This is a genomic window from Pseudomonas sp. PGPPP1, assembly GCF_002255865.1.
GTDB lineage: Bacteria > Pseudomonadota > Gammaproteobacteria > Pseudomonadales > Pseudomonadaceae > Aquipseudomonas > Aquipseudomonas cremoris.
On the sequence record NZ_NKIG01000023.1, the window covers coordinates 104,957 to 110,981 of the forward strand.

10 protein-coding genes are annotated in these 6,025 nt (G+C 59.8%); 8 read left to right on the forward strand and 2 right to left on the reverse strand.

Annotated features, from left to right (window positions below; all coding sequences use genetic code 11):
• Window positions 1-5: 5 nt before the first annotated feature.
• Entirely contained in the window at window positions 6-428 is a 423-nt protein-coding gene (locus CFE47_RS22780) for a phasin family protein (protein ID WP_286840660.1), read from the reverse strand.
• Window positions 429-533: 105 nt separating this feature from the next.
• On the reverse strand, window positions 534-809 hold the full coding sequence (locus CFE47_RS22785; protein ID WP_286840662.1) for a polyhydroxyalkanoic acid system family protein: 276 nt from the start codon (window positions 807-809) through the stop codon (window positions 534-536).
• Window positions 810-953: 144 nt separating this feature from the next.
• Here CFE47_RS22785 and ubiE point away from each other — a divergent pair, with 144 nt between their 5' ends.
• From ubiE to tatC, 8 genes are all read left to right on the forward strand, one after another.
• On the forward strand, window positions 954-1,724 hold the full coding sequence (gene ubiE / locus CFE47_RS22790) for a bifunctional demethylmenaquinone methyltransferase/2-methoxy-6-polyprenyl-1,4-benzoquinol methylase UbiE (protein WP_286840664.1): 771 nt from the start codon (window positions 954-956) through the stop codon (window positions 1,722-1,724).
• The gene (locus CFE47_RS22795) at window positions 1,724-2,347 is read left to right on the forward strand and encodes a ubiquinone biosynthesis accessory factor UbiJ (protein ID WP_286840665.1); all 624 of its coding nucleotides are present in this window, start codon (window positions 1,724-1,726) and stop codon (window positions 2,345-2,347) included. Before ubiE ends, CFE47_RS22795 begins: the two co-directional genes overlap by 1 nt.
• The gene (gene ubiB / locus CFE47_RS22800) at window positions 2,344-3,948 is read left to right on the forward strand and encodes a ubiquinone biosynthesis regulatory protein kinase UbiB (protein WP_185704805.1); all 1,605 of its coding nucleotides are present in this window, start codon (window positions 2,344-2,346) and stop codon (window positions 3,946-3,948) included. The genes CFE47_RS22795 and ubiB overlap by 4 nt, the downstream gene beginning before the upstream one ends.
• A gap of 41 nt (window positions 3,949-3,989) precedes the next feature.
• On the forward strand, window positions 3,990-4,382 hold the full coding sequence (hisI, locus tag CFE47_RS22805; protein ID WP_185704803.1) for a phosphoribosyl-AMP cyclohydrolase: 393 nt from the start codon (window positions 3,990-3,992) through the stop codon (window positions 4,380-4,382).
• Window positions 4,383-4,384: 2 nt separating this feature from the next.
• The gene (locus tag CFE47_RS22810; RefSeq protein WP_003209299.1) at window positions 4,385-4,717 is read left to right on the forward strand and encodes a phosphoribosyl-ATP diphosphatase; all 333 of its coding nucleotides are present in this window, start codon (window positions 4,385-4,387) and stop codon (window positions 4,715-4,717) included.
• A gap of 25 nt (window positions 4,718-4,742) precedes the next feature.
• Complete coding sequence (locus CFE47_RS22815) at window positions 4,743-5,021, forward strand: twin-arginine translocase TatA/TatE family subunit (RefSeq protein WP_105695034.1); 279 nt, start codon at window positions 4,743-4,745, stop codon at window positions 5,019-5,021.
• Between the two features lie 10 nt (window positions 5,022-5,031).
• Window positions 5,032-5,436, forward strand: a complete 405-nt coding sequence (gene tatB / locus CFE47_RS22820) for a Sec-independent protein translocase protein TatB (RefSeq protein WP_185704801.1) — start codon at window positions 5,032-5,034, stop codon at window positions 5,434-5,436.
• A partial coding sequence (gene tatC / locus CFE47_RS22825) for a twin-arginine translocase subunit TatC (RefSeq protein WP_286840666.1) occupies window positions 5,433-6,025 on the forward strand: 593 nt, incomplete at its 3' end. The genes tatB and tatC, both read left to right, overlap by 4 nt.

Below are 6,025 nucleotides of genomic sequence, written 5' to 3' on the forward strand. Positions count from 1 at the left end.
TCTCCTTAGTGTTTACGCGCGACACGTTCGAGCAATGCCGTCAGCTCTTCGAGCTTAGCAGAGAGTGTCTCCACGTCATGTTTAGACGCAATGCCGATTCGATTCAAGGCACTTGCTACACGAGTATCAAAAGCTTTTTCAACTTTATCCAGCTGAACTTCTACCAGACCTTTGACGGAGGAGACATTACTCTTGACTTGGTCAATCTGACTGTTGGCGGCCTCAAGTTGTTCAACTGCAACTTTTTTGCCTTTACTTTCAATATGTTGACCAGTTTTAACCAGCTCTTTGAAGTACTCGCTGCCCTCGCTTCCGACCTTGGCGTAGGCACCCAGGCCCGCCAGCCAAATCTTGCGGGCGTAGGATTTAACGTCGCTCAAAGCAGTGGTTTGGGCGTCGATTTTTTTCTTCAAGATAACTTTGGCCATGGTGCACCTCACGCAAAAAAGGGGGGAGGAACGGCCCACAGGAGTTGAGGGCTTGGGCACAAAGTAGGAGGAAAAATTAGAATCGGCACCCTAAGAGCAGGTTAATCAGGCCAACGCCTTATCCAGGGCCTTCTCGATTTCAGACTTGATGGTGCCGCTCATGGCTGACATCAACAGCCCCAGTTCCACATCAATACGCAGCGAATCATCGGCCACTAGTACGGTGCCTTTAACCCCCGAACGCTTGAGATGCAAGGTATCACCAGACCACGACGGCTCCAGGCCATATTGCTCCTGAAGTTTTTGCGCCAACTTGTCGGCCTTCGCCCGCGCGCCTTCTTTACCCAGGGAATGTGCACGCTCAACGGTTATACGGGCCATTGCAATGACTCCTCTTTATAGCTATTTGGATACCTTCTATGCGGCAAAAGGTCTCGGTGGCCGCCCATCTTACCTTCAGCCTTGCCAAGACAAAGCAAGCCTTGGGGATTATCATGTCCCGCATTCTCTTTTGGTGACAGCGATATGACTGATCAGCGCAAAGGCAGCGATGCCGAACCCACCACTCACTTCGGCTTCAAGAACGTTCCGGAAAGCCAAAAGGCGGAAAAAGTCGCTGAGGTGTTCCACTCCGTCGCGGCCAAGTACGACCTGATGAACGACGTGCTTTCCGGCGGCATGCACCGCCTGTGGAAGCGTTTCACCATCGAGCTGTCGGGCGTACGTAGCGGCAACCGCGTGCTGGACATCGCCGGCGGCACGGGCGACCTGGCGGCCAAATTCTCCAAGCTCGTTGGCCCGACCGGCCAAGTGGTGCTGGCGGACATCAACGGTTCGATGCTCAAGGTCGGCCGAGACCGCCTGCTGGATAAAGGCGTGGCCGGCAATATCGAATTCGTCCAGGCCGACGCTGAAAAGCTGCCGTTCCCCGACAACCATTTCGACTGCGTGACCATCGCCTTCGGCCTGCGCAACGTCACCCACAAGGAAGACGCGATCCGCTCGATGCTGCGCGTACTCAAGCCGGGTGGCCGCCTGTTGGTGCTGGAATTTTCCAAGCCGACCAACGCCATCATGTCCAAGGTCTACGACACCTACTCCTTCGCCTTCATGCCATTGATGGGCAAGCTGATCACCAATGACGCCGAGAGCTATCGCTACCTCGCCGAATCGATCCGCATGCACCCCGACCAGGAAACCCTGAAGTCGATGATGGTGGAAGCCGGTTTCGACCGCGTGACCTACCACAACATGACGTCCGGCATCGTCGCCCTGCACCGTGGTATCAAGCCCTGATGCTGCTCGCCGGTCTTCTCGCAAGCGTCGAACACGGCCTCAACCGTGTACTTCGCCTGGACAGCACCGCCCTGGCGCGGCTCGCTCACCTGAACGGCAAGATCATTGCCGTGGATTGCACGAGCCCCACCCTGCAGCTGTTTATCCTGCCCAGCGATGAAGGCCTGCTGCTCGCCAGCGAGTGGGCCGCCGAGGCCGACTGTACCCTGCGTGCGCCGGCATCGAGCCTGCTGCACCTGGCCCTGAGCCGCAACAAGACCGCGATCCTGCACAGCGCCGAAGTGGAGCTGGAAGGCGACAGTTCAGTGCTGATGGACCTGGCCGCGGTGCTGCAAGACCTGGAACTGGATTGGGAATACGAACTGTCACGCTGGATCGGCCCGGTGCCCACCCAGTTGATCAGCGGGCACCTGCGCAGCCGTAAACGCTGGTACCAGCAAGGGTTCGCCAGCCTCAACCAGAACCTCGCCGAATACCTGAGCGAAGAATCGCGCACCCTGGTCGGGCAGCGGGAGGCGCAAGCGCGCTTTCGTGAACTCGACAAGGCCAAAATCGACCTGGAACGCCTTGAGGCACGCTTCGAGCGCCTGAGCCGTTCCCTTGATCCAAGCGATAACGCATGAAGCTGCTCGCCGTCCGCCGTTTGTTTCGTATCCAGCGCGTCGTAATCCGCTACCAGCTCGATGACCTGCTGTTCGCCCTGCCCCTGCCGTGGTTCCTGCTCGCGGTACGCTACGTGCTGCCGTGGCGCTGGTTCCCGCGCAAGAAGCTGGAACTGAGCCGTGGCGCACGCCTGCGCCTGGCGTTGCAGGATTTGGGGCCGATCTTCATCAAGTTCGGGCAGATCCTCTCGACCCGTCGCGACCTGCTGCCCGAAGACATCGCCGACGAGTTGATGCTGTTGCAGGACCGCGTGCCGCCGTTTGACTCGCAGCAGTCGATGAAGCTCATCGAAGAGCAGTTGGGCCAAAAGATCAGCGACGTGTTCAGCCGTTTCGACGTTGACCCGCTAGCCTCGGCCTCGGTCGCACAGGTACACGCGGCACAGTTGAAAACCGGCGAAGAAGTGGTGGTGAAGGTGATTCGCCCCGGCCTCAAGCCGATCATCGGCCAAGACCTGGCGTGGCTGTTCATCCTCGCCCGCGCCGCCGAGCGTTTCAGCGCCGATGCGCGCCTGCTGCACCCGGTGGACGTGGTCGCCGACTACGAAAAAACCATCTACGACGAACTCGACCTGCTGCGTGAAGCGGCCAACGCCAGTCAGCTCAAGCGCAACTTCGAAGGCTCGCCGCTGCTGTACGTGCCGCAAGTGTATTGGGACTGGTGCCGCCCCAAAGTGCTGGTGATGGAGCGCATCTACGGCGTGCAGGTCACCGACCTCGCCACCCTGGCCGACCAGCGTACCGACATGAAGATGCTCGCCGAGCGCGGTGTAGAGATCTTCTTCACCCAGGTGTTCCGCGACAGCTTCTTCCACGCCGACATGCACCCGGGCAACATCTTCGTCAGCACCGTCAACCCGTGGAGCCCGCAGTACATCGCGATCGACTGCGGCATCGTCGGCAGCCTGACCCCGGAAGACCAGGACTACCTGGCCCGCAACCTGTTTGCGTTCTTCAAGCGTGACTACCGCCGCGTGGCGCAGTTGCACATCGATTCGGGCTGGGTGCCAGCAGAAACCAAGCTCAATGAATTCGAAGCGGCCATTCGTACCGTGTGCGAGCCGATCTTTGAAAAACCACTGAAGGATATTTCCTTCGGCCAGGTACTGATGCGCCTGTTCCAGACCGCGCGCCGCTTCAATATGGAAGTGCAGCCGCAGCTGGTCCTGCTGCAAAAAACCCTGCTGAACATTGAAGGCCTGGGCCGTCAGCTGTACCCGGACCTGGACCTGTGGAACACCGCGCAGCCATTCCTCGAGCGCTGGATGCGCGAGCGCATGAGTCCGAAAACCGTGCTGGGCAACCTGCACAGCCAGATGGAACAGTTGCCGCACCTGGCCAATATGACCCGTGACCTGCTGGAGCGCATGTCCCAGCCCCACGCCAAGGACCCCGCGCCACCATGGCAAAAGCGTAAGGACGACTGGTTCTTGCGCCTGCTGGGCGCCGCGCACCTGGTCGGTGGCGTGGTTCTCGCCATCGGCGGGCCGCTGAATGAGTTGGGCCACTGGCCGGCGGGCATCATGGTCGCTGTGGGTGTTTATCTGATCGTGCGTCGATAGCCAATCCGGTTATACACTGTCGCAAATTGCCGGAGCCGAACATGAAAGACTGGCTGGACGAAATCAAGTGGGACAGTGACGGCCTGGTGCCGGCCATTGCCCAGGACTACAAGACCGGGCGCGTGCTGATGATGGCCTGGATGAACCGCGAGGCCCTGAGCCTCACTGCCACTGAGCAGCGCGCCATTTATTGGTCACGCTCGCGTGGCAAACTGTGGCGCAAGGGCGAAGAATCCGGGCACGTGCAGACCCTGCACGAGATGCGCATCGACTGCGACGCCGACGTGGTCATCCTGATGGTTGAGCAGATCGGCAACATCGCCTGCCACACCGGCCGTCACAGCTGCTTCTATCGCGTCTTCGAAAATGGCGAATGGAAGACCGTCGAGCCGGTGCTCAAAGACCCGCACGCCATCTATTCGGCAGGACACTGAACATGAGCGATACCCTGAACCGCGTGGCCCAGGTGCTGGAAGACCGCAAAGGCGCGGACGCCGACAGCTCCTATGTCGCCAGCCTGTACCACAAGGGCCTGAACAAGATTTTGGAAAAACTCGGCGAAGAATCCGTCGAGACGATCATCGCCGCCAAGGACGCGCAAATCAGCGGCGACTGCAGCGACGTGATCTACGAAACCGCCGATTTGTGGTTCCACAGCCTGGTCATGCTCGCCCAACTGGGGCAGCATCCGCAGGCAGTGCTGGATGAACTGGACCGTCGCTTCGGTTTGTCCGGGCATGCCGAAAAGGCCTCGCGCCCGTCCGCCTGACTAACTTTCACAGAGGAATTGCAGCATGGGCATTTTTGACTGGAAACACTGGATCGTCATTCTGGTGGTGGTGGTACTGGTATTCGGCACCAAGAAACTCAAGAACCTGGGCACTGATGTAGGCGAGTCGATCAAGGGCTTTCGCAAGGCCATGAACGACGACGAAAAGCCGGCTGACCCTGTCGCAAACCCGGTTCCGCCAGCGCAGCCGGTGCACCCGCAGGCCGCCCAGCCGATCACCGAGCGTCGCACCTTCGACGTGCAGGCTGAAAAAGTCGAAGAGCCGACCCGCAAAGACTCGTGAGCACTGACTAATGTTTGGTATCAGCTTCTCTGAACTGCTGCTCGTCGGCCTCGTGGCCCTGCTGGTGCTGGGGCCGGAACGCCTGCCCGGTGCCGCACGCACGGCCGGCCTGTGGATCGGGCGCTTGAAACGCAGTTTCAACGCCATCAAACAGGAAGTTGAACGGGAAATCGGCGCTGACGAGATCCGTCGGCAATTGCACAACGAACATATCCTGTCGTTGGAGCAAGAGGCACGCAAGATTCTGTCGCCGGTACAGGAGCCCGCCAAACCGGTGGAACCTGTGCCCGAAAACAGCATCGCGCCAGCGTCTGACACCGCCCCCGTGGCACCGCCTGCTCCAACCGAGCCTGCGCCGGCGCCCGTTGCGTCGCCCGCCCCCCATGACCCTACATTGCCGCCGCGAGCCCCATGAGCGCTGATAAACCGGAAAACGACCAGCATATGCCGCTGGTCTCGCACCTCACCGAGTTGCGCACCCGCCTGCTGCGTTGTGTAGCGGCCATCTTCATCATCTTTGCCGGGCTGTTCGCCTTTACCCAGCAGATCTACACCTTCGTCTCGACACCCCTGCGCCAGTACCTGCCGGCCGGTGCCACGATGATCGCCACCGATGTGTCATCGCCGTTCCTCACGCCGTTGAAGCTGACCATGATGGTCTCGCTGTTCCTGGCGATCCCGGTGATCCTGCACCAGATCTGGGGCTTTATAGCACCGGGCCTGTACAAGCATGAAAAGCGCATCGCGGTGCCGTTGTTGGTGTCGAGCATCTTGCTGTTCTACACCGGCATGGCGTTCGCGTACTTCCTGGTGTTCCCGCTGATCTTCAAGTTCTTCGCCGCTGCTACCCCGGCCGGCGTGGAAATGATGACCGACATCACCAGCTACCTCGACTTCGTGATGACGCTGTTCTTCGCCTTTGGCGTGGCCTTCGAAATTCCGGTGGCCGTGGTACTGCTGGTGTGGATCGGCGTGGTCGACGTGAAGTACCTGAAGAAGATCCG

Bases quoted from the DNA above. Each gene is read 5' to 3' on its own strand.
- CFE47_RS22780 (WP_286840660.1), bottom strand. From the start codon at position 428: ATGGCCAAAGTTATCTTGAAGAAAAAAATCGACGCCCAAACCACTGCT.
- CFE47_RS22785 (WP_286840662.1), bottom strand. From the start codon at position 809: ATGGCCCGTATAACCGTTGAGCGTGCACATTCCCTGGGTAAAGAAGGC.
- ubiE (WP_286840664.1), top strand. From the start codon at position 954: ATGACTGATCAGCGCAAAGGCAGCGATGCCGAACCCACCACTCACTTC.
- CFE47_RS22795 (WP_286840665.1), top strand. From the start codon at position 1,724: ATGCTGCTCGCCGGTCTTCTCGCAAGCGTCGAACACGGCCTCAACCGT.
- ubiB (WP_185704805.1), top strand. From the start codon at position 2,344: ATGAAGCTGCTCGCCGTCCGCCGTTTGTTTCGTATCCAGCGCGTCGTA.
- hisI (WP_185704803.1), top strand. From the start codon at position 3,990: ATGAAAGACTGGCTGGACGAAATCAAGTGGGACAGTGACGGCCTGGTG.
- CFE47_RS22810 (WP_003209299.1), top strand. From the start codon at position 4,385: ATGAGCGATACCCTGAACCGCGTGGCCCAGGTGCTGGAAGACCGCAAA.
- CFE47_RS22815 (WP_105695034.1), top strand. From the start codon at position 4,743: ATGGGCATTTTTGACTGGAAACACTGGATCGTCATTCTGGTGGTGGTG.
- tatB (WP_185704801.1), top strand. From the start codon at position 5,032: ATGTTTGGTATCAGCTTCTCTGAACTGCTGCTCGTCGGCCTCGTGGCC.